19 protein-coding genes are annotated in these 19,635 nt (G+C 70.8%); 11 read left to right on the top strand and 8 right to left on the bottom strand.

The genetic code is table 11. The annotated features are described in order from the left end of the window. Window positions 1–16: 16 nt before the first annotated feature. From WH85_RS11170 to WH85_RS11180, 3 genes are all read right to left on the bottom strand, one after another. Entirely contained in the window at window positions 17–1,153 is a 1,137-nt protein-coding gene (locus WH85_RS11170; protein ID WP_045741722.1) for an adenosylhomocysteinase, read from the bottom strand. 174 nt (window positions 1,154–1,327) lie between these two features. Continuing rightward, window positions 1,328–2,071 (bottom strand): class I SAM-dependent DNA methyltransferase, encoded by a 744-nt coding sequence (locus WH85_RS11175; protein ID WP_045741723.1) that lies wholly within the window; start codon window positions 2,069–2,071, stop codon window positions 1,328–1,330. Window positions 2,072–2,107: 36 nt separating this feature from the next. Next, window positions 2,108–2,464, bottom strand: coding sequence for a hypothetical protein (locus WH85_RS11180; protein WP_245673899.1), 357 nt, complete (start codon window positions 2,462–2,464; stop codon window positions 2,108–2,110). A gap of 62 nt (window positions 2,465–2,526) precedes the next feature. On the opposite strand from WH85_RS11180, the gene WH85_RS11185 reads away from it, so the two are divergent. The 5 genes from WH85_RS11185 (at window position 2,527) to WH85_RS46890 (ending at window position 8,481) form a co-directional block, all read left to right on the top strand. After that, window positions 2,527–3,669, top strand: coding sequence for a sensor histidine kinase (locus WH85_RS11185; protein ID WP_157410931.1), 1,143 nt, complete (start codon window positions 2,527–2,529; stop codon window positions 3,667–3,669). Next, the gene (locus WH85_RS11190) at window positions 3,666–4,331 is read left to right on the top strand and encodes a response regulator transcription factor (protein ID WP_045741725.1); all 666 of its coding nucleotides are present in this window, start codon (window positions 3,666–3,668) and stop codon (window positions 4,329–4,331) included. Before WH85_RS11185 ends, WH85_RS11190 begins: the two co-directional genes overlap by 4 nt. A gap of 222 nt (window positions 4,332–4,553) precedes the next feature. Further along, window positions 4,554–5,777 (top strand): DUF3500 domain-containing protein, encoded by a 1,224-nt coding sequence (locus tag WH85_RS11195; protein WP_052720314.1) that lies wholly within the window; start codon window positions 4,554–4,556, stop codon window positions 5,775–5,777. Next, the gene (locus WH85_RS11200; protein WP_045741726.1) at window positions 5,777–7,102 is read left to right on the top strand and encodes a HupE/UreJ family protein; all 1,326 of its coding nucleotides are present in this window, start codon (window positions 5,777–5,779) and stop codon (window positions 7,100–7,102) included. Before WH85_RS11195 ends, WH85_RS11200 begins: the two co-directional genes overlap by 1 nt. Continuing rightward, complete coding sequence (locus tag WH85_RS46890) at window positions 7,102–8,481, top strand: HoxN/HupN/NixA family nickel/cobalt transporter (protein ID WP_052720315.1); 1,380 nt, start codon at window positions 7,102–7,104, stop codon at window positions 8,479–8,481. Before WH85_RS11200 ends, WH85_RS46890 begins: the two co-directional genes overlap by 1 nt. 18 nt (window positions 8,482–8,499) lie before the next feature. Here WH85_RS46890 and WH85_RS11210 read toward each other — a convergent pair whose 3' ends face one another. Both WH85_RS11210 and WH85_RS11215 read right to left on the bottom strand, forming a co-directional pair. Then, a complete protein-coding gene (locus tag WH85_RS11210) occupies window positions 8,500–9,132 on the bottom strand; it encodes a sugar O-acetyltransferase (protein ID WP_045741727.1) in 633 nt (210 codons plus the stop codon). A gap of 100 nt (window positions 9,133–9,232) precedes the next feature. Further along, window positions 9,233–9,712, bottom strand: coding sequence for a hypothetical protein (locus WH85_RS11215; RefSeq protein WP_045741820.1), 480 nt, complete (start codon window positions 9,710–9,712; stop codon window positions 9,233–9,235). A 128-nt stretch (window positions 9,713–9,840) separates the two neighbouring features. Here WH85_RS11215 and WH85_RS11220 point away from each other — a divergent pair, with 128 nt between their 5' ends. Further along, complete coding sequence (locus tag WH85_RS11220) at window positions 9,841–10,356, top strand: LURP-one-related/scramblase family protein (protein ID WP_045741728.1); 516 nt, start codon at window positions 9,841–9,843, stop codon at window positions 10,354–10,356. A gap of 29 nt (window positions 10,357–10,385) precedes the next feature. Here the strand turns inward: WH85_RS11220 and WH85_RS11225 are convergent, their stop codons facing one another. Both WH85_RS11225 and WH85_RS11230 read right to left on the bottom strand, forming a co-directional pair. After that, the gene (locus WH85_RS11225) at window positions 10,386–12,485 is read right to left on the bottom strand and encodes a GmrSD restriction endonuclease domain-containing protein (protein WP_045741729.1); all 2,100 of its coding nucleotides are present in this window, start codon (window positions 12,483–12,485) and stop codon (window positions 10,386–10,388) included. Next, a complete protein-coding gene (locus WH85_RS11230) occupies window positions 12,482–13,063 on the bottom strand; it encodes a hypothetical protein (RefSeq protein WP_045741730.1) in 582 nt (193 codons plus the stop codon). The genes WH85_RS11225 and WH85_RS11230 overlap by 4 nt, the downstream gene beginning before the upstream one ends. A 164-nt stretch (window positions 13,064–13,227) precedes the next feature. On the opposite strand from WH85_RS11230, the gene kduI reads away from it, so the two are divergent. The 5 genes from kduI (at window position 13,228) to WH85_RS11255 (ending at window position 18,704) form a co-directional block, all read left to right on the top strand. Beyond that, window positions 13,228–14,052 carry a 5-dehydro-4-deoxy-D-glucuronate isomerase gene (gene kduI / locus WH85_RS11235; RefSeq protein ID WP_045741731.1) on the top strand — a complete coding sequence of 275 codons (825 nt, stop codon included), beginning with the start codon at window positions 13,228–13,230 and terminating at the stop codon, window positions 14,050–14,052. A 65-nt stretch (window positions 14,053–14,117) separates the two neighbouring features. Next, window positions 14,118–14,984 carry a phosphotransferase family protein gene (locus tag WH85_RS11240; RefSeq protein WP_169792432.1) on the top strand — a complete coding sequence of 289 codons (867 nt, stop codon included), beginning with the start codon at window positions 14,118–14,120 and terminating at the stop codon, window positions 14,982–14,984. A 96-nt stretch (window positions 14,985–15,080) separates the two neighbouring features. Then, a complete protein-coding gene (locus WH85_RS11245; protein ID WP_157410932.1) occupies window positions 15,081–17,288 on the top strand; it encodes a DUF4132 domain-containing protein in 2,208 nt (735 codons plus the stop codon). Window positions 17,289–17,372: 84 nt separating this feature from the next. Next, window positions 17,373–18,242, top strand: a complete 870-nt coding sequence (locus WH85_RS11250) for an MBL fold metallo-hydrolase (protein WP_045741734.1) — start codon at window positions 17,373–17,375, stop codon at window positions 18,240–18,242. Window positions 18,243–18,257: 15 nt separating this feature from the next. Continuing rightward, window positions 18,258–18,704, top strand: coding sequence for a MarR family winged helix-turn-helix transcriptional regulator (locus tag WH85_RS11255; protein WP_045741735.1), 447 nt, complete (start codon window positions 18,258–18,260; stop codon window positions 18,702–18,704). A gap of 366 nt (window positions 18,705–19,070) precedes the next feature. Here the strand turns inward: WH85_RS11255 and WH85_RS11260 are convergent, their stop codons facing one another. Beyond that, window positions 19,071–19,607, bottom strand: coding sequence for a CGNR zinc finger domain-containing protein (locus WH85_RS11260; protein ID WP_045741736.1), 537 nt, complete (start codon window positions 19,605–19,607; stop codon window positions 19,071–19,073). Between the last annotated feature and the right edge of the window lie 28 nt (window positions 19,608–19,635).

The raw sequence follows: 19,635 nt of genomic DNA on the forward strand, positions 1-19,635 counted from the left end.
GCCACCCGCCGGGCGCCTACCGCGCCGGGGTCAGTGCGGCGGTGAACCGTTCGGCGATGTCCCGGTCGATGGTGTCCGGCACCGGCTGCACGCCCGGCGCCAGACCACCCCGGGCGACCGCGGCCAGCGACGCCGCCTGCAACGTCAACCCGAGATCCATCGCCTCGATCGGATTCCCGCCCGCCGCCACCAGATTGATCATCTGGGTTTCGGCGAGCACGACCACCCGCCGCCCGTCGGCGAGCAGATGCACCCGATGATGCATTCCGGACACCGGACCGGCCTCGCCCAGCAGCCGCAGATCCACTTCGTCCCCGCGGTGCCCCACCCCGGCGAGCACCGTGCCGTCCCGCAGCTGCCCGATCTCGTCAGGCCCGAGCACCCCCGTGCGCCCGGTGGCCAGGAACACCAGATCCGCTCCGGGCAGCAAGTCGACCAGGTCCCCGGTGACATGCCCTTCCAGAAGAGCTTCAAGCCGGCGGTACGCGTCGACCTCGGCCACCGCCACCCGCGCCCCGAGCAGCCGCAACGTCTGCGCCACACCGCGCCCGCACGGCCCGTACCCGACCACCACCGCATCCGCGCCGGGCAGCATCCGGTTCGTGGCGTTCATGAACCCCTGCACGACACTCTGCCCGACCCCGAACCTGTTCTCCACCAGCTGCTTCAGCGGACTGTCATTGATCACGACAACCGGGAACGGCACCTTGCTGTGCCCACCTTCGCGCAGCCGCAGACCACCGGTGGTCGTCTCCTCAGTCCCGCCGAGGAAGTCCGCCGGCGGATTCCGCAGCAGCCCGAGGGTGAGGTCGGCACCGTTGTCGAGCAGCAGATCCGGTTCCAGGGCGAGCACCTCGTCCACGTGCGGCGCCCCGTCCGCGGCGGTCACCTCCACCCCGGCGCCGGTCAGGGCCGCGGCGACGTCAGGCTTGGTGGTCCCCGGAGACCCGGTCAGCCGTACGCGCGCGCCGTGCCCCACCAGCAGCGAGGCGAGCACAGCCGTCTTGGGTTCGATATGCAGACACATCCCGATCCGCAGGCCGGCGAACACGCCCCCGTCACGGGCCATCGTCTCGTGCAGCAGCGGCATGTGCGCCGCAGCCCACCGAATCCCCGGATGCCCATATGCGGACAGCATCGACTCAGGAATCATTCTTTTCTCTTTTCCAGCGGTGTTCTCACAATGGTCGACAGGCGAATGCCGACCCACCTACTGGTAGAGGTCCTTGCGATACGAGTGGTCCCCGAACACGGCCGTGCCCCGCTCCAGGCGAAGGCAGCAGGTCCGGCTCACCCCCGCACGCTAACACCACCCGCGGACCGCCGGTCAACAGCGAGCCGGTTTCCGATAGACGGTGACGTGTGACGGGGATTCGGCGGTGAAGGGGGTGCCGGACCACTCGGCGTGCCGGGACTCGCGGTCGAGGCCGGCGAGTCGAGCCATGAGATCGAGTTCGGCGGGCCAGATGTACCGGTGCGGGCTGCGAAAAAGCCTGGCCTGCTTGCCATCGTCGAACCGGAAGTGGTGGGAGACGAGGTGCTGGTTCAGTACGTCGTAGGTGTCCACCCCGAGGTAGCCGGGTTCGGTGTGGAAGACGGAGGCCTGCCGTCCGGGCGGGAGCCGGCGCAGCTCGGGCACCTCCAGCTCCACGGCGAAGCACCCTCCGGGGGCGAGGTGCCGGGCGGCGTTGCGGAAGCAGGCGACCTGCTCCTCCTGGGTGAGCAGGTTGGAGATGGTGTTGTAGACGATGTAGACGAGCGCGAACGTGCCCGGCGCCGTGACGGTGGCCATGTCGCCGCGGATGACCGGGATGCTGGTGTCGCCGACCTTCGCGTGCAACCGGTCGATCATGGGCTGGGAGAGTTCGATCCCGGTGACGGGCACCCCTCGTGCGGCGAGCGGGATCGCGACGCGGCCGGTGCCGATGGCGAACTCCAGCGCGGGCCCGCCGGCGGCCAGCTCGTGGAGCCGCTTTACGGCCGGTTCCAGCACATCGGGCGCGAACATGCCGGTGCCCGGAGTGTCATAGCTTGCGGCGGCCTCGGTGTCCCAGACGTCCTCTTGGCGCATGCCCCAACGATTTCCGCGCCGGCCGTCGTTGTCCACTCATATCGGTGGTTCGGCGTCCTCGATGCGGTCGCAGCGCAGGTAACGGAGGAAATGCTCCTGATCGGGCAGGGTGGCGAAGGCCGCGTACGCCGCGGCCCGGGCATGCGGCGCCTGGGTCTGCAGCAGGGCCACGATCGCGGCCCACGCCATCGTCACCAGGTGGAAGCGATCGTTCTGCAACTCCGGCGTCTGCGCCAGTTCGCCGAGCGTGGCCGCCGCTTCCGGGGAGGACGCGGACCGGTCCGCCAGCTCGTAGACCGCCCGGCCGCGGAACAGGTTGCTGTGCCGGGCCAGGTCGGCCAGTTCGGCGATACTCATCCCGGCCACCGCGGGCCCCGGCGGAAAATCCGTCACCGTGCCTCCCAAGATCCTCGGTTACTGTATGCGCCGTCCGGGCGGCGCTGGTGGGAGGTGGCATGCGGTTCTTCGTCGGTTCCCGCGTCGGGATCGCCGCGTGCGCGCTGGTGATCCTGGGCGTGGCCGTCTTCTCCACGGTCACCGACCCGCACGGCGGGATGAGCCCGACGCTGCTCGCGGTGATGGTCGTGCAGGCCGCCGCGCTGGTGGTGCGGCCGACCGCACCCGTACCCGTGTGGATCATCTGTCTGGCCGGTTACATCGCCGTCGGGGTGGCCGGCGAGTGGGCGGGTGGCGCCGCCGCGATGTGCCAGGTGGCGCTGCTCAACCTGGCGCTGGCCCGGGGTGGCCGGCCGCTCGCCGTCGCCGCGGTGATCACTTTCCTGGTCGTCTACGCGGTGGTGCTCAGCTACGAGCCACCCGGCAGTCTGCCCGGCATCGGGTTCACGATGATCGCCTGGACGATCGGCGCGGCCGGGTTCGGGGTGGCGCTGCGGGCCCGCCGTGATCAGGTGGCCGCCGCGGAGGACCGCGCCCGCTGGGCGGTGGAGACCCGGGAGGCCGAGGCGCAGCGCCGGGTCGCCGAGGAACGTCTGCGGATCGCCCGTGACCTGCACGACGTGCTCGGCCACCACGTCGCGGTGATCCGGCTGCACACCGGTCTGGCCCGGCGCAGTGTCCGCACCGATCCGGACCGGGCCGAGACCGCGCTGCGTGAGGCCGAGTCGGCGGGCCAGGCCGTGTTGCGGGAGATGGCCGGCATGCTGCAGGTCCTCCGCGAGCCGGGACAGGGTGACACCGCCGGTCCCGCGCCCGGTCTCGCCGACCTGGATCCGCTGGTGGCGACGTTGCGCAGCGGTGGGATGGACGTGACCGTCGAGCGGGACGGCGACCCGGGCCGGGTGCCCGACCTGGTGGGCCTGACGGCGTACCGGGTGGTGCAGGAACTGCTCACCAACGCCCGCCGGCACGGCAGCGGACCGGTGACTCTGGCGGTGCGGGTCACCGGCGACGCGGTGGTCATCCGGTCGTCGAACCCGGCCTCCGTCGACGGCAGGCTCGCGACGTCCGGTCACGGTCTGATCGGCATGCGGGAGCGGGTACGCGCGACCGGCGGTCACCTGGAGATCCTCGAGGGGGACGGCACGTTCACGGTGTGCGCCACGCTCCCTCTGCAACCGGAAGGAGCCACACCGCGGTGACGGTACGTGTCCTGATCGCCGACGACCAGGCGCTGATCCGGGTCGGACTGCGGGGTGTCCTCGACTCGGAGCAGGGCATCGTCGTCGCGGGTGAGGCGGCCGACGGCGCCGCCGCGGTCCGGGCGGTCCGGGCCGGCGGTGTCGACGTGGTGTTGATGGACCTGCGGATGCCCGGCACCGACGGTATCGCCGCGACCCGGCAGATCACCGAGGACCCGGGTGCTTCGCCGGGGGTGGCGGTGCTGGTGCTGACCACGTTCGAGACGGACGGGAACGTACTCGACGCGGTGGCCGCCGGTGCCCGCGGTTACCTGGGCAAGGACGCCGACCCGGAGGCGGTGGTGGAGGCGGTCCGGGTGGTGGCCCGCGGGCATTCGCTGCTGTCTCCGAAGGCGATGGCCGCTCTGGCCGCCCGGGCGAGCGCGGTGTCGGTGCCCGCGCCGCGCCCGCGTGTCGAACTCGCCGCCCTGACCGACCGGGAGCGGGAGATCGTGCTGCTGGTCGCCACCGGTCTGAGCAACGAGGAGATCGCCTGCCGGCTGTCCATCTCCCCGCACACGGTGAAGACCCACGTGAACCGGGCGATGGCGAAGCTGGGCACCGGCGACCGGGCGGCACTGATCGTCGCCGTGTACGACAGCGGCGTACCGCGGCCGCGGTAGTCGCCGCCGTATACCGCCGCTGCGGTACGCCGATATGCCGCGGGCAGGCGACGACACGGGAGGAATCGCCTGCCACAATAAAGAAAAGCATCTTCATGGAATGCGATTCACAGCTTATTCAAATGTGTCTGTGAATGTCCGATGATGCGTTGATTTTCCTTTCCGGAACTGTCGAGAATTGCCTTGCAGGTAATTCTCAGCATCCGTTCTCAAGGAGAATCCGTGAAGGAAGAAAGCAAGCCGGCGCCCCGGCGCTGGCGTGGCCTGGCCATCGCCACCGCAGCCGCCGCCGTGCTCAGCGCCGGTGTCGTGGCCGCCAACGCCGCCACCGTCGACCGCAACGGCGGCGCGAACGGAACCCGGGCCGCGGCGGTCAAGAACCCGACCGGCGGCGCGAAGGGTGTGCAGGGCCTGGTGAACGCCGCGACCGCGTTCCTGGCCACCCTCGACGAGGACCAGAAGAGCGAGGCGTTGCTGGAGTTCACCGAGGAGAACGCCACCGCCTGGTCCAATCTGCCGTGTGCGGACACCTGCCGTCCGGGCGTCGGCCTCGGTGACCTCGACGAGGATCAGCTCACCCTGGCGAAGGCCGTCCTGAAGGCCGCCACCGGCACCGGGACGGGCACCGGCTTCGACCAGATCCAGAAGATCGTCGCCGCGGACGAGGTCCTCGCCGCGGACGCCGGTTCCGCAACGCCCGGTGGTGGCGCGCCGTCCGCGGACCCGTCGGCGAGCGTCCCGGCCGACGCCCCGTCCGGCGGTCCCGGTGGCGGCGGCGACATGCCCGGCCTCACCTACGGCAGCGACTACTACTACCTGGCGTTCCTCGGCACCCCGTCGGCCACCGGCACCTGGGAGCTGAACTTCGGCGGCCACCACCTGGCCGTGCACCTGACGTACGAGAACGGCAAGGTCACCAGCGCCAGCCCGTTCTTCCTGGGCGTGGAGCCGATCAGCTACACCGCCGAGGACGGCACCGTCGTCGAGGCGATGGCCGCGCAGAAGAACGCCGTCGCCGCCCTGGCCGACAGCCTCACCGACGCGCAGGTGACCGCCGCGACGCTTCCCCAGTCGTTCACCGACGTGCTGGTCGGACCGCAGAAGGACGGCCAGTTCCCGGAGACCAAGACCGGCCTGGCCGCCAAGACGCTGTCGGCCAAGCAGAAGAAGCTGGTCATGAACGTGGTCAAGCAGTGGGTCGGCAACGCCGACGACGCCACCACGGCGCAGTTGCTCAAGACGTACGAGTCCGAACTGAACCAGACGTTCGTCGGCCTGTCCGGCGGTACCGGGTACGACACGCAGGGCGACTACCTGCGCATCGACGGCCCGGGCGTATGGATCGAGTTCGTCTGCCAGAACGGCGTCGTCTACAACACCGAGATCCACTACCACACGGTGTACCGCGACCACGTCCGTGACTACGGGGCCGAGTTCTCCTTCTGATGACCCTCCTCCGCATCCTTCGCGTGCCGGCGGGGATCGCGGTGGCGGTGACGGCGGCGCTCCTGTTCGGGGCGTCGCCGGCCGCTGCCCACCCCATGCCCCATACGGTGGTCCTGCTCGACGTGCACGAGACGTCGGTGACCGCGCACCTGGAGATCCCGCTCAGCGACCTCACCCTCGCCAGCGGTCTCGACGGCGGCTTCGGCCCCTATCTGTCGGAGCACATCAAGCCGGCCACTCCGGACGGCACACCCTGGACCGTCACCGTCGGCGAGACGACCGTCGGCGAGGCCGAACAGACCTCCACCGGCCCTTACCAGGAACTCGACGCCGAGGTCACGCTCACCCCGCCGGCCGGGGCCGACATCCGGCACTTCACCTTCGGGTACGACGTGGTCGTGCACCAGGTGGTCACGCACACCGTGCTGGTCTCGGTCCGCGAGGACTGGGCCGCCGGTCAGCTCGCCGAGAACGGCGGTGAGGCCGTCCAGGTGGGCACCATCGCCATCGACAACCGGACGCTGACCGTACCCGCGATGGACGTCGACCTCGACGAGGGAAGCACCTGGTCCGGGTTCCTGGCGATGGTCCGGCTCGGCGGCGACCACATCCTCGAGGGCACCGACCACCTGCTGTTCCTGCTCATCCTGCTGCTTCCGGCGCCGTTGACGGCGCGCGGCGGGCGGTGGCGCGAGGTCAGCGGGCCGGGCACGGCCGTCAAACACATTCTGCGTACGACGTTGGCGTTCACTCTCGGGCACTCGGTGGCGCTGGCGGTCACCGCGCTGATCCGGGTGGACGTTCCGGCGTGGCCGGTCGAGGCGTTCATCGCCGCGAGCATCCTGCTCGGGGCGGTCCACGCCATCCGGCCGCTCTTCCCCGGCAGGGAGGCCGCGGTCGCCGGGTTCTTCGGGCTCGGCCACGGCATGGCGTTCTCGTTCACGCTGGCCGCGATGCAACTGTCCACCGGCCGGCTGGTGCTCAGCCTGTTCGGCTTCAACCTGGGCATCGAACTGGTACAGCTGATCATCGTGGTGCTCGCCCTGCCCGCCCTGGTGGTCCTCGCCGGAACCCGGATCGGCCCGGCCGTCCGGATCACCGGCGCGGCCCTCACCGGTGTGGCCGCGACCGGATGGCTGGCCGACCGGCTGGGCCTGGCGAACCCGGTGGCGACCGCCGCCGACGCTCTCGGCGCGCACACCACGCCGATGCTGGCGGTGCTGGCGGCCGCGTCGCTGGTGACGCTCGGGTACGCGTACACCGCGAAAAAGAGCACGGCCGGGACGGGCGCCGCGGTGGCCGAGAAGATCGGGGGCCGGCCGTGATGCCGGGCCGCGGAACGCTGCGGCGGGGACTGCTGGTCGCGGTGGCGGCGCTGGCCGGTGGCATGCTGCTGCCGGCCGCACCGGCCGTGGCGCACCCGCTGGACCAGGTGGTGCACGAGGTCACGCTCTACCCGGACGGCGGCGTCCTCGGCATCGAGGTCGACCTGCTTCCCGGCGCGCTGATCGCCGGCGCGTTCGCCCGCACGGTCGACACCGACGGTGACGGTGCGCTCAGTGCCGCGGAGATCTCCGCCCACGCCGCGACGGTCGTGAGTGCACTGTCGGTCACCGCGGACGGCGTGCCGGTCGTGGTGGAGGTGGGCCGGACCAGCTATCCGGACTACCCGGTGATGGCCGCCGGTGGGGGAGTGACCGCGATCCTCGCCTCGATCACGCTGCCCGCCGGGACCGGGACGATCACGTTCACCGACGGGTACCGCAGCGGCCTGAGCGAGACGGCGCAGATCGGTGTGGAGGTGGCCGCCGACGCCACCGTCGCCGCCGAGGAGATCGTGACCAGCGACGACGCCCGCACGGTGTCGTTTCGGACCGCGGCCCGCCAGACGGTGGCGGCCGGCGACCAGAAGGAGTCCGGCGGTTTCACCGAACGTGCCCTGACGGCGTTGCGGGAACCGCTCGCCTCACCGTGGACGCTGGTGCTGCTGATCGGTGTGTGCGCCCTGCTCGGTGGCTTCCACGCGCTGACGCCGGGGCACGGCAAGACGCTGATGGCGGCCTACCTGGTCGGCACCAGGGGCACACCCCGGCAGGCGATCACGCTGGGTGGCATCATCACGGTCACGCACACGGCGTCGGTGATCCTGCTCGGCACCGCGGTGGTGCTGCTCGGCGACCGGGTGATGCCGGGCGTACTGGTTCCGGCGCTGGAGTTGACCGCCGGCGCGGTGGTGCTGGTCCTCGGCGTCCGGCTGGCCGTGCGCCGCTGGCGGGGCCTGCGATCCGGCGGGCACACGCATGACCACTCCCATGAGCACACGCATGACCATGCCCATGGGCACAGCCACAGCCACGGCCATCACGTTCCGCGCAGCCGGCGGGAGATGCTGGCGATGGGCCTGACCGGCGGCATGATCCCGTGCCCCGAGGCGCTGAGCATCCTGATCCTCGCCGTCGGCCTGCACCGCACCGGCCTGGGCCTGGCCATGATCGTCGCCTTCAGCGTGGGCCTGGCCGCCGTGCTGGTCGGCCTGGGCCTGTTCCTGGTGACGGTCCGCGGCGCACTCCAGCGGGTCCGCCCGGCCGGCGACGGCGTGCTGATCACCCGCCTGCCGCTGGCCTCCGCCGCCGTCGTGGTGGTGCTGGGCGCGGTGATGGTCTCCACCGGACTGGTGCACGTCGCGGACGCCACCGCCCTGTGACCGCTGGGGGCCGTCAGCTCACTGCGGGCCGCTGAGGTCCCGTGGCGGCCGGTACCGGAAGTCCCTGTCCTTCTCGGTGATCTCCCGCAGCACCCGGGCCGGCACGCCTGCCACCACCACACCGGGCGGCACGTTCCCGGTCACCACCGCACCCGCCGCGACCACCGAACCGGCACCGATCGTGACGCCCGGCAGGATCACCGCGTTCGCGCCGATCCACACGTCGTCCTCGATCCGCACCGGATCCGAGAACTGGGAACCGTCGCGGCGCAGGTCAGGGTGCACCGGATGCCCGGTGACCGTGATCGTCACGTTCGGCGCGATCATCACCCGGTCGCCGATCGTCACCGGCACGTCGTCGACGAGCACCAGGTTGACGTTGATGAAGACGTCATCGCCGAGGAAGACGTTCTTCCCGTAGGACACCTGCATCGGCGGTTCGACCCACACCCGCTCGCCGACCGCCCCGAGCCACTCCCGCAGCAGACGCTGCCGCTCGCCGGTGTCGGCGGGCCGGCTGGTGTTGAAGTCGTAGGCCAGTTCCTTGGCCCGGAGCCGCTCGGCGTCCAGCCCTTCCAGACCGGGCAGTGCGTCGGTGTACAGCTCGTGCGCGGCCATCCGGCGGCGCACCTCCTTCTCAGCCTCGCTCATGATCAACACGCTATTCCCGATCGGTGTTCCGGCATGCCCGGCTGAACGAACCCGGGGAGCCCACTGCGACGAGTGGGCTCCCCGGGGTGGTGCGGGACGGTCAGGACTCGACGGCGGCCGGTGTGGCGGTGGTCAGCCGGCGGGCGACCAGGAACAGCGCGTACCCGATCATGATGAAGATGACGCCCAGGCCGGCGGCCATCGCGGCGATGCCGAAGGAGACCACCGAGGTGAACAGCGAGGCCCGCAGGAAGCTGCCGTTCATCACGGTCTCCCGCTTCGGGTCCTCCTTGTCCAGCTCGGCGTAGGTCTTGCCGCCGCTGGCCGCGAGGGCGTGCTTCTCGATGACCTGCGCCTCCTGGTAGGCGCTGAACGGGCCGTTGATGTCGTCACCGGCGAGCCAGCCGGCGTCCTCCGAGACGGTGATCTTCTCGTCGGCGAGCTGGCCCTGCACGGTGAACCAGGTCGCCGCACCCGCGACCACCATGATCACACCCGCGGCGGCGACGGCGAGGGAGAGCAGGCGGACGAGACGCCCGATACGGGAGACGGTGTCGGTGGGGGCGGTGGCCTGTGCCATGGTGAACTCCACTAGCGAAACGAACGAGGTTGTTTCTTCGCCATGAAAGTCCCATCCCGGGGCCCCTCCCGCCCAAGGGCTAAAGTCCCGACCTGCCGGGCCTGGCGGCGGGGGAGGACAATGGCGGCATGTATGTGATCAGGGAACGGTTCTTCTCCGTCGGCGACGACTTCGACGTGATGGACGAGAACGGCGAGAAGGTCTACCACGTCGACGGCAAGGTGCTGAGCCTGCGCGACAAGGTGATCATCGAGGATCTCCACGGCGACGAGGTCGCCACCGTGCACCGCCATCTGATCTCGCTGCGCACCACCTACGAGGTGCGCATCGGCGGTGAGAAGGCGGCCGAGGTCCGCAAGAACCTGTTCACCCCGTTCCGCGACAAGTTCACCATCGACGTCCCCGGCCCCGACGACCTGGAGATGAAGGGTGACCTGCTCGACCACGAGTATGTGATCGAGCAGGGCGGCGTGGAGGTCGCGTCGGTCTCCAAGCGCTGGCTGACCATCCGTGACACCTATGCGGTGCAGGTCGCCCCGGGCGTGGAGCCGCTGCTCATCATCGGCAGCGTCATCGCCCTCGACCTGGCGCTGGAGCGCGCCGAGGACAAGAAGGACAAAGACAAGGGCAAGGACGACGACTGACGGGTATGGGGGCCCGCGGGCCCCCGTGGTCAGCGCAGGCCGTCCAGGTAACGCTTGCGGACGGCCCCGAGTTTCTCCCCGGTCTGCTGGACACTCCAGAACGTCCAGCCGTTCTTGGCGACGCCGACCAGGTCGGTGACGGCGGGGGTCGGCGAGGCGAAGACCCGGCCGGTGGTCGTCTGGATGTGTCCGTCCGCGAGCACCTGCGCCTGGATCGTCTGGTTCTGGTGCCTGCCGACGAGTTGGGCGTTGGCGCCGATCAGGCCGTTGCGTACCAGGTGCTTGACCCGCACGGTGTGCATTCCCAGCCTCGGGGCGGGGATGACGCCGGACGGTGGGAGCAGGCCGAGCGCCTGCAGGCTCCACACCCGTTTCGCGATCTCCAGATAGAACTGGTTGCGCGCCTCCAGGAACGGCTGCATCGGAGTGTCCGCGGTGTAGGTCGGGACCAGCCCGATCAGCCCCTGCGCGGTCAGGAACAGCCGGAGGTGGGCGTTGCCCCCGGCGAGGAAGTCCGGGTTGAGCAGCCCGGCGAGCAGGGTGTCCGACCGGTACTGGTTCAGCTTCTGTGCCAGGGGGACACCGCCGTAGGTGCGGTTCTCCTTGCCGTCCAGGAGCAGCAGCCCGCCGATCTGGTGACGCAGGTGGCCGTAGTAGCGGGGATCCACACCGGCCGGCGGGGTGCTCGGGAAGAGGTGTTCGATCTCGAAGCCCAGGTCGCCGGGGCGCCGGGTCAGGAACCGTTCGGTCGGATCCTCCCTGCCGCCGCCGGTCTCCACCCATGCGGTGAGCCGGGCCAGCACGTACCGGACCAGCTTCTTCTTCCCGGTGTACGCGAGATCCGGGATCCGTTTGAGGCGCGCCGGCCAGGCCGCGGCGTGCGCCCCGAGAACCCGCCGCAGGTCGTCCTCGGAGGCGGCCTGCCGGACCGCGGGCAGCACCTCGGCGACCAGTTCGTCGACGGTGCCCTGGTCGGCCGGCTCGTCGTCGAGCGCCTGCGCCACCAGGAACAGGTCGAGGAATCCGGCGACCAGGGCGGCCTTGTTCTCCTGGACGCTCTTCGGGTCGCCGGGGCGGACCGCCGCGAACGTCAGGTCGAACTGGTCGGCGATCCCGTTGACCGCGGTGAATCGGACCGCCCGCAACGACGGGTGCAGGCGGTTCCTCGCCCGCAGCAGCGTCACGTAGAGGCCGTGCAGCGGGTACAGCACCTCGGTGAACAGCCGGGACCGGTCACCGTTCTTCCGGTCCGGCCAGATCTGCGCGGCGTGCGCGTGCATCCACTCGTGGGTGGCACCGTTGATGCCCGCCGCCGACCCCGGGAAACGGGACCGCAGCACGGTCCGCACGTACGCGAACGCGGCACCCCGCTCGACGCGTTCCAGGTTCGCGACCATCGCACCCCACGAACCCTCCAGCATCCGGGGGTCGCACTCGGCGTCACTGAGCAGGTAGCGCTTGAGGTGATCCATCGGGGACAGGTGCACACCCCGGTCGTTGATCGACTGGAACATCTCCACGGCCCGGTCCGGGTCGCCGGCGTCCATCGCGACCAGCGACACCCGGTGCAGCAGCCAGTCCACGAACAGCCCGAGCACGTCACCGTGCAGGTCGTCCGGGAAGTGCGCGCCGATGTGCCGGTACGCCTCCCACACCCGCCGGATGTTCGGCGGTGCCCCGTCGGCGTCGAACTCCCGGCCGTGCAGCAGAGCGTCGAAACAGTCGGCGTAGTCGTTGACGTCCACCCGGAACGTACGGCGCCCGAACTGTTCGGACAGGATCAGCGTGGAGAGCAGGCCCGAACCGGTCCGCCGGCGCAGGAAGATGAGCAGCAGAAGCAATGTGATGATCCGCTGCTGACCGTCCGCGAGGAATGTCCTGCCGTTCTCCTGATAGACGATGAACGGACCCAGGAAATAGGGGTCGTAACCGCTGACGTCGCCCGGTGAATGCTCGGCCCGCCACTGTTTCAGGAATTTTCCGGACAGGTCGGCCATCAGTTTCTCGACCTGCGGCTCCTCCCACACGTATTCGCGCTGGAAGTAGCCGAGTGCGAACGACGGCGGCTGGAACAGGTCGTGCACCGAGTGCGCCGACGCGTTGACCAGACTCTTGGATTCGCGATTCACGGGCCCTCGCTCACCGTCACGAGGGCCTTGGCGGCGACGACCGGTTCGCCGCCGCCGTGCCAGACGTAACCGGAGCGGACCACGGTCGCGGACGAGCCGGTCGCGGGGGACAGGCCGTCGGCCGCGTGGGCCTGCGGGTCGAAGGCGACCGTCTCACCGGGGGTCCCGATCGGCCACAGACGCTTACGCTGCGTCTCCTCGGCGAACAGGGTGCTCACCTCGGTGATCGTCGCGCCGGCGGCCCGCAGCGCGTCCACCGCCACCGCGAGGTCCGCGACCAGCCGCGCCTTCTCGAACTCCTTGCCGGCCCAGGCGGACCCGGACCCGGCCGGCTCCTGGACGACGGCCGTCTCCACGAACTCGTACCGGTTGGCCGCGCAGCGGATCCGTGAATCCGCTTTCAGGCTCCGTTGATGCCTTTTCCACTGTCGATCGACATCGGTCCGGTCCACCCCGGCGCCGATCACCGCCCGTTTCACGTCGGCCGCCCGGACCGGCGCCGCGGCGATGCGGATTATCTCCAGGAACACCTGTCCGGGATCGCTGCCGAACTGCTGGAGAAGAACCTTCGCATCCACCGAATTCCACCTTCCGTCTGGTCCTGGGAATGGTAGAGGCGGATACCCCGATCCCGGCTGTCGGCAGATTGACAGGGGGACACCCCCGGGCGGTATCCCGGCCCGGCCCGCGATGCGATCATCGCCGATGACCCCCGCTCCCGTTCGAGCTTGGAGACACCACCGTGGAACAGCGCTACGCGACGAGCCCCGACCAGCTTCCCCAGTTCGACACCGCCGAGCTGCGCCGGCGGTACCTGGTCGAGGAGATCTTCGTCCCCGGCGAGGTGACCGCCGTCTACACCCACCACGACCGGATCGTGCTCGGCGGTGCGGTCCCGGCCGGCGCCCGGCTGCCGCTGCCGGTCTTCGACGAGCTGCGCGCCGAGTACTTCCTGGAGAACCGGGAGCTGGGCATCGTCAACGTGGGCGGCACCGGCACGGTCACCGCGGACGGCGAGGAGTACACCCTGCCCAAGGGCGCCTGCCTCTACATCGGCCGGGGCACCCGCGACGTCGTCTTCGCCGACGCGGACGGCGAGGCGCAGTTCTACCTGTTCAGCGCGCCGGCGCACACCGCGTACCCGACGAGCCTGGTTCTGCGGGGTGAGGGCACCGTGCGGGAGCTCGGCGACCAGCTGACCAGCAACCGGCGGTCGCTGAACCAGTACATCCACCCGAACGGCATCCGGTCGTGCCAGATCATGATGGGCGTGACCGAGCTGCACCCCGGCTCGATGTGGAACACCATGCCGGCGCACACCCACGACCGGCGCACCGAGTGCTACCTGTACTTCGACGTGCCGGCCGACGCCCGCGTGATCCACCTGCACGGTGAGCCGTCGGAGACCCGGCACCTGGTGGTCGCCGACCGGCAGGCGGTCATCTCCCCGTCGTGGTCGCTGCACTCCGGCGTGGGCACCGCCGCCTACTCGTTCATCTGGGCGATGGCCGGCGAGAACCAGTCGTTCGACGACATGGACGCCGCCCCGGTGACCGCGATGCGCTGACCCGCGGACAGCGCGGTGGATCGCCCGCCCGGTGATCCACCGCCGCTGATCTCTACGGTGGCGTGGTGACCGCTCTTCCCCACGCTCAGGACATCGCCCGCCGGTGCGGCGACTCCGGTCCGTTGACACCGGCGCCCAGCCTGTCGCACCAGGTCTACCTCGGCGCCCGCGTCGTGGTGAAACTCATCGACAGCGTTGGCCACTCCCGTCTGGACCGCGAGCTCGCCCTCGCCCCGCACCTGCCGCCCGGACTGACCGCGCCGCTGCTGGCGAGCGGCCGGCACACCGTGGACGGCCGCGAGATGCGGTACGCCTGCTACACCCGGATGCCCGGGGTCAACCCGGAACCGGACGCCGCCACCGTCCGCTCGTACGCCGAGCAGGCCGTGCACCGCCTCCACATCCTGCACACCTGGACCCCGCCGCACGCCGTCGTCGGCACACTCGGCGAGACCCTCGACCACGGCGGGTTCACCACCCGGGAGGCGCTGCTCGCCGGCATCGAGGAGCTGGCGGCGACCGGCCGGGTCCCCACCTGGCAGACCGGCGTGCTCCAGAGGATCGCGCAGGAGGCCCCGGTGGCGTCGCCGGTCACGGTTCCGGTGCACGCCGACTGCCACTGGGGCAACTGGCTCGCTGACGGCGGACGGCTCACCGCGCTGCTGGATTTCGAATGGGCCCGCTTCGGCGACCCGCTCGACGACTGGTTCTTCCTGATCGGCGGTCCCGGGCCCCATCAGGACGCGGCCCGGGACGTCGTCGCCCGCGAGACCGGCATCGCCCCGGACGTGCTCGCCGCGCAGTGCGAGGTCCGGCATGCCGCGTACCTGGTCGCCGACATCCTGCTCGGCGTCACCGGTTCCGGCCTGCCAGAGACGATCTTCCAGCAACGAGTGGAGAGTCTCGCCGGGCTGACGGCCGCACGCCGATGATGTCGTACCCCCTCGCTACGGTCTGCGGGTCGGGAACGCGGGGAGGCGGGGACCACGGTGGCAGGCAGGGCAGTGGGCGGGACACGGAAACCGGTCGTGATCGAGGGGCTCGTCTGTGACGACCCGGCCGTGATGGCGTGGGCCGACGGCGAGCGGGACCGCTGGCTGGCGCGGGCCGCCGTCCTCGACGCAGGGCCGGCGCAACCCGACTGGCCCAAGGCCGTGACCTCGGCCGACAAGCTCGGCGACCTGACCGGCCCGCAGCGGGTCTGGCTGATCGCCGAGGGCCCCGAGGGTCCGGCCCGCGCGCTGGTCGCCGGGTCCGGTGATGCCGGCCGGCACCAGGCGATCGACGTGGCCCGGGTCGCCGCCGCCCGGTTCGAGGTGGACGCCCTGCGGATGATCCTCGGCTATGTGGACTACCACCCCGACACGATGGGCGCGCTGGTGCTGCCGTTCCGCAGTCCGCAGGTCGCCCTGGTGGTCGCCGGCTGGCTGCGCCATCTCGGGTCGGCCCGTCTCTGGGCCCGTCTCTGGCTGACCCGGCATCCCGGTTGCGCGGCCCGGGCGCTGCTCCCCGTCGCCGCCGGCCGTCCGGGCAAGGCGCGGCAACAGGCCGAGGAGGCGTTGCTCTTCCTCGCTGCCACCGGCGCCGGGCCGTTGATCCTGACAACAGCTGCGGGGTACGCGCCGGAGCTCCACCAGCTGGCGACCGGATTGCTCGAACCCCGTTCGCCGGGGAACGAGTCGACTGCGCTTCCCGGCGTACCCAGGAAGGGCAGTGTGCCGCAGTGGGCGCAACCGGACGCCCTGCCGGAGATCCTCCTGGCCGGTGGGGGTGTGATGCCGGAGGACGAGGTGATGTCCCTGGTGGGGGCGTTGACCCGGTCGCGTCTGGCGGATCCGCCGGAGCCCGCGCCCGGCGACCCCGACCCGCGCGACGGTGGCGTCCCGGTGGCGGTGGAGTCGTCGGCGGCGGTGCAACCACTGGTCGCGCCCGCCGAACCGGAGGCGGCCAAGCTCATCGCGCGGGCCGACCCGGCGAGTGTCGCGCGGTTCGGGCGGGCGCTGCTGGACGGCTGGCTGACCGACGAGATGCCGGCGGCCAGTGCCTGGGTGGTACTCGCCCAGGCCCACCTCGGCGACGAGGCCACGATGGAGCAGCTCGGTCCGCTGGTCAGGTCCTGGCCGGGGCGCAGTCGCTACGCGCGGGCGATCGACGGGTTCGCGGTGCTGGCCACGGTCGGCGCCGACGCCGGGCTGCGGCACATGCTGGCGATGGAGGAGAACATGACGGGCGGCGCGATGAACGATCGTGCGCTCGACTACCTCCGGCAGGCGTGCGAGCGTCGCGGGCTGACGGTGACCCAGCTCGCCGACCGGCTGGCGATCACGCACGGGCTGGACACCGGGGTGACCGTCGACTACGGCGGCCGGACGTTCACCGTGGCCGTCGACGAGCACCTGACCGCCTCGGTGGTCGCCCCGGACGGCCGTCGTCTGGCCCGGCCGCCCAAACCCGGGGCCAAGGACGCCAACCCCGGCGCCTATCAGGAGTTCCTGCAGTTCAAGAAGGATCTGCGGGCGACCGTCGTGGCGCGGGCCGCGCGGTTCCAGCAGGACATGCACCGGCGTCGTCTGCGCCCGGCCCGCGACGTGCCGGCGGTCCTGGTGCCGCACCCGATTCTGGGGCCGATCGCCCGGCGCCTGCTCTGGGGTGAATACCGCGACGGCCGGCTGCTCCGGGCGGTGCGGATCGCCGAGGACGGCAGTTTCGCGGACATCGACGACGCGACCGCGGCGGTCGACGGTGACGCGTGTCTCGGCGTGGTGCACCCGGCGGACCTGCGTGGCGACCTCGGCACCTGGGCGCAGATCTTCGCCGACTACGAGATTCTGCAGCCGTTCCCGCAGGTGCACCGTCCGGTGGTGATCCTCGGCGAGGAGCAGCTCACGGCCACCTCGCTGCCGGGCCTCGGGCTCGGCCCCGGCTCTGCTCCGGTTCCGGCAGAGGCGATCGAGGGCCTGCTGAGCGGGCCCGCCTGGTACGGCAACGGCGACGGCAATACGCGCTACCTGCACACCCGGATCCACCGGCAGCTGGCCGGCGGCTGGACGCTGCTGCTGGAGCTCGACCCGGGCATGCGGACGCACAGCGGCGCGCCCGACCAGCGGATCACCGAGATCTGGCTCGACGAGGCCGGCTCGGAGCACTGGCAGCCGGCCCGCCGCATCCCGATGGGCGCCTGTGACCAGGGGGTTCTCTCGGAGGCGCTGGTACAGGTGCACGCTCTCGCGCACTGATTCGTCATCTGCCGGCAACCGATCCGAGAATGTCTGAAACAAGAACGTCTTGCCTCAGACATTCTCGGCCCATAGGATCGGATCATGTCGCCCCATGCCGAGCCCACCGCCCGGACGGCCGCCCCGCCTCTGCCCGAGGCGAGCCCGCCGGCCGAGATGGCCATCTACCACCTACCGACCGGCACCTTCGAGAAGCGGGCCGGCTTCGCCGTCAAGGGCGGGTCGTTCCGGGACAAACGACGCTTCGCCGCGTCGTCGGTCCTGGTGCGGCATCCGCACGGCGATCTGCTGATCGACGCCGGTTTCGGCACCGGCATCGCCGAACACGTCTCGATGCTGCCCTGGCTGACCCGCCCGCACTACCGGATCGGCCGGACCGTGCGCGAACAACTCGACAGCCTCGGCTACGACCGCGGGCGCCTCCTCGGGGTGCTGCTGACCCACACCCACTGGGACCACGTCAGCGGACTCGACGGCCTGCGCGGCGTCCCGATCTGGATGACCGCCGCCGAACGCCGGCACGCCGCCACCGACCCGTCCGGCAAAGTCTTCCGGCACGTCGCCGCCGGCCACGACATCCACGAGTACGGCTTCACCGGCCGCCCCCACCTGGGCTTCCCGAGCAGTTTCGACGTGTACGGCGACGGCTCCGTGGTGGTCGTCCCGGCCGGCGGCCACACCCCCGGCTCGGTGGTCGTCTTCGTGACACTGCCGACCGCGGAACGGTACGCGTTCGTCGGCGACCTGACCTACGAGATCGGCGACCTCCGCCGCGCCGCCGACCGCCCCCGGCTGGCGAGCCGCTTCACCCACACCGACTTCGAGCAACTGCGCCGCGACCTCTGCCGGATGAGCACCCTGGACGGGCCGGTGCGTATCGTCCCCGCCCACGACCTGGGCACCTATGCGAGCATCCCGAGGCTGACGCCCGAAGCCGCCACCTCACGACGGTAAGGCTACGGTTCACCCATGCACAGCCCCTCGATCGACTCTGAGGTCACCTGGCTCCTGCATCGCGCGGCGCAACGGATGCGCTGCGCGAGCGGTGAGCAGGCCGAGAAGCACGGGCTCGCCCTGCGCGACTACATCGTGTTGAACGCCCTCAGCAAGACGCCCGGCCTCACGCAGGGCGAGCTGGGCAAATCCCTCGGGCTGGACAAGACCACCCTGATGAGCCAGCTGGACGGGCTGGAACGCCGCGGCCTGGTGGTCCGCCACAACGACCCGCGTGACCGGCGCCTGCGCATCCCGGTGATCACCGAGGACGGTGAGGCGTTGCGGACCACGGTGGCGGCGGCTTGCGTCACGGTGGAGGCGGACCTGTTGGGGGCGTTCACGGCGGACGAGGCCCAGTCACTGCGCCACATGCTGGTCACGATCATCGGTGCGACGCCGGACCGGGGCTCCTGCCTCTGAGGGGACGGCCGGTCCCACCGGCCGTCGTCGTGTGAGCGGTCGGCTCTGTCCTGTCGGCTCTGTCCTGTCGGCCGTCGTCGTGTGAGCGGGCGGTCCTGTCCTGTCGGCCGTCGTGGGTGGTCGGTCCCGTCCTGTCGGCCGTCGTCTCCAGCGTGGTCCGGGCCGTTGCCGCTTCGTATGCATGTGGCTGTTGCAGGCCGGGTCTCGCTGACCCGCTTTATCATCTTGTTTCGTCGAATGCCGCGCTTCGAACACTTTGCGTGCCCCGGACTGCGGCCGCGCCGTGACTCCCCTTGTCGCCGGAACCGTTTCGTGCGGCGCGTAGCCGTAGCGGGTTGCGGTGCCGGCTGTGCAGCCGGGATGTTGTCATGCTGAGCGTCTGTGCGGCTGGGCGGCGAGAGCCCGGTGCCGGCGGACGGCATCGCGGTTGGCGCATCGCGTCGAGCAGTACCGTTGGCGGCCCGTCCGCGACACGTCCGCGAAGATCAGTGTGCAGGGGCCGGCCGCGCACCTTCCGAGCCGGTGCATGCCGCGACCGGCCAGGTGCAGGGCGGTTCCCACGGCGAACAGTGAATGCAGCACCTCTCCGAGCGGCCGCCCCGGATCCCGGTAGTGCAGATGCCACCCACCGGAATGATCGGTCAACCGTGGATAGGCGGCGGCGACCGCGAGCATCTCGTTGAGCAGCCCGGCCCGTGCCGTGTCGTCGCCGGCGTCGACGATCGCCTCCCAGGTGTCCAGCACGTGACGGAGGCGTACCACATCGTGGTCTGTCACCGGCGACTCGAGGACCAGGCCCGCCTCCTGGCAGCGCCGCGCCAGGTCGGCGGCGTCGCGGGGCCGCCGGTTCGCCAGCGCCGCCGCCAACGTCACCGCGGCCGCGCCGTAAGGGTTGAGATGCATAAGACCATTACACCAGTCTGGGTCTCAT

The sequence above is a fragment of the Actinoplanes rectilineatus genome (assembly GCF_000962825.1).
Classification (GTDB): Bacteria; Actinomycetota; Actinomycetes; order Mycobacteriales; family Micromonosporaceae; genus Actinoplanes; species Actinoplanes rectilineatus.

Coding starts and splice junctions, on each gene's coding strand:
- WH85_RS11170 (WP_045741722.1), bottom strand. CDS start 1,153: ATGATTCCTGAGTCGATGCTGTCCGCATATGGGCATCCGGGGATTCGG.
- WH85_RS11175 (WP_045741723.1), bottom strand. CDS start 2,071: ATGCGCCAAGAGGACGTCTGGGACACCGAGGCCGCCGCAAGCTATGAC.
- WH85_RS11185 (WP_157410931.1), top strand. CDS start 2,527: ATGCGGTTCTTCGTCGGTTCCCGCGTCGGGATCGCCGCGTGCGCGCTG.
- WH85_RS11200 (WP_045741726.1), top strand. CDS start 5,777: ATGACCCTCCTCCGCATCCTTCGCGTGCCGGCGGGGATCGCGGTGGCG.
- WH85_RS46890 (WP_052720315.1), top strand. CDS start 7,102: ATGCCGGGCCGCGGAACGCTGCGGCGGGGACTGCTGGTCGCGGTGGCG.
- WH85_RS11210 (WP_045741727.1), bottom strand. CDS start 9,132: ATGAGCGAGGCTGAGAAGGAGGTGCGCCGCCGGATGGCCGCGCACGAG.
- WH85_RS11215 (WP_045741820.1), bottom strand. CDS start 9,712: ATGGCACAGGCCACCGCCCCCACCGACACCGTCTCCCGTATCGGGCGT.
- WH85_RS11220 (WP_045741728.1), top strand. CDS start 9,841: ATGTATGTGATCAGGGAACGGTTCTTCTCCGTCGGCGACGACTTCGAC.
- WH85_RS11250 (WP_045741734.1), top strand. CDS start 17,373: ATGTCGCCCCATGCCGAGCCCACCGCCCGGACGGCCGCCCCGCCTCTG.
- WH85_RS11255 (WP_045741735.1), top strand. CDS start 18,258: ATGCACAGCCCCTCGATCGACTCTGAGGTCACCTGGCTCCTGCATCGC.
- WH85_RS11260 (WP_045741736.1), bottom strand. CDS start 19,607: ATGCATCTCAACCCTTACGGCGCGGCCGCGGTGACGTTGGCGGCGGCG.